The following is a 1,809-nucleotide window of genomic DNA, read 5'->3' on the forward strand; positions in this document are numbered from 1 at the left end:
AACCCTCCGTACGGAGGCGGTCTGCACGGCGGCGGTCCGTACGTCGGCGGTCCGTACGTCGGCCGCCCGCTCGGTCAGTGCCACCGCGCCGACCGCCAGCACCAGCACCCCGGCCACCACCTGGGCGGTCTGCACCAGGGGCAGCAGCCCGGGCACCGCCATCCGCAGGTCGGTCACCCTGGTCATGGTGGTGCCGAAGGCCACCGCCTGCCAGCAGCCCCAGCCGAACAGCGAACCGGCCGCCGTCCACGCCACCAGCAGCGGCCCGAGCAGCCGCCGCCCCGGCCGGATCCGGAACACCGGCACCAGCAGCGCCGCCGGCGCGGCCACCGCCATCACCGCGACCACCGCGTCCATCACCGCCGTGCCCCGGGGCCGCTCCTGTGCCAGCGCGACCGGCAGTCCGACCGCGCCGCCCGCCGCCCAGTACGCCCTGGCCACCGCGACCCCGAGGCCGAGCAGCGCCGCGACGCAGCCGAGGCTGCGCTGCACGACCAGGGTGGGGGAGTGCGGCAGGTCGCCGATCCGCTCGCGGAACAGCCCGGCCCAGCGCCGCCGGGCGTACAGGACGAAGGCGGTGATCAGCGCCAGGCCCTGCACCGTGAACCCGCCGTACACCATGAAGAAGACCCAGCTGCCGAGGCCCTTGCCGTCGTCGTGCCGGTCGCTGTGTTCCGGCCCCAGCAGCAGGGTGCTCAGCAGGACCAGCGGCAGCGCGACCAGGATGGTGCCGAGCAGGCCGGTCGCCACCCACATCGGGAACGCCACCAGCCCGGCCGGCGCCCGCCGCCCCCACGGCCGTACGAAGGCCAGGGCGAGGGCCACCGCGATGGCGTCCATGCCGAAGGTGAGCAGGTTGACCAGCCAGAGCCGGTCCAGTTCCTCGGGGTCGTCCGCCCCCACCGGGTGCCCGGTCAGCCACAGCAGCTTGAGCGTCAGATACGGCACCGTCGCCGCCACGGCGGTCCAGGCCGCTCCGGCCCGCACCCTGCCTTCATCGATCCTCATGCCCTCCACGGTCCCGCCGTGGCCCGGGCCAGGGCCTCCGCCCGGGGCGCGATCCCCCTCCCCCGGGCGGGGGATCTTCGGCCCGGGACTGTCGGCCGGGGGGACCGTCGGCCGGGAGATCCTCGGCTCACGCCATGCGGTGGATCAGCTGCCCCTCGTCGTCGACCCGCCCCTCCGGGTCCGCCACCAGCCCGAGCCGCCCGGCGAGCCTGCGGGAGGGCAGGTTGTTCGCCCGGATGCGCGCGGTCACCGGGACCCCGGGGAACCGGGGCAGTGCCTCGGCCATCGCCGCCCGCGCCGCCTCCGCCGCGTACCCCTTGCCCCAGGCGGACGGGCGGAACCGGTAGTAGAGGTTGAACACCTGCTCGTCGAACAGCGTGTACAGGTAGAGCCCGGCGTACCCGATGATCACCTCCGGCTCCTCCCGCGTCGCCACGGCGCAGTACCCCACCGCGTCCCGCGCCCAGTCGGCCACGAACCCGTCCAGCATCTCCTGCGCCTGCGCGAGGTCCCGCTGCGGCCCGTGCGGGTTGTACCGGTTGGTCTCCGGATCCCCGTGAATGGCGAACATCGCCTCCACATCCCCCTCCTGCGGCTGCGTCAGCACCAGCCGCTCGGAGACGGCGACGATCGTGCGAGCGGTGCTGTGGGCGGTGGTCATGGCGCTTCCCCCGTATCGTGCGTAATGGATCGATCGCACGATAGACCATTACGCCAACCGCCGTCCGCCCGATTTCCTATCCATGTGCGTGCAGTCCTCCCCATTCAGCACAGCGAAGTGCCCCCCTCCGCGTGGTGCTG

General features: G+C 73.8%; 2 protein-coding genes. Both read right to left on the bottom strand.

Features of this window, described 5'->3' with window-relative positions; translation table 11 throughout:
• Positions 1–1,008 (bottom strand): hypothetical protein (locus J0670_RS37140; protein ID WP_207817187.1); only part of this gene is annotated, 1,008 nt, incomplete at its 3' end.
• Positions 1,009–1,135: 127 nt separating this feature from the next.
• A complete protein-coding gene (locus J0670_RS37145; protein WP_207817188.1) occupies positions 1,136–1,669 on the bottom strand; it encodes a GNAT family N-acetyltransferase in 534 nt (177 codons plus the stop codon).
• Positions 1,670–1,809: the final 140 nt, after the last annotated feature.

Origin of the sequence: Streptomyces sp. FH025, from assembly GCF_017427025.1 — a bacterium.
Taxonomy (GTDB): domain Bacteria; phylum Actinomycetota; class Actinomycetes; order Streptomycetales; family Streptomycetaceae; genus Kitasatospora.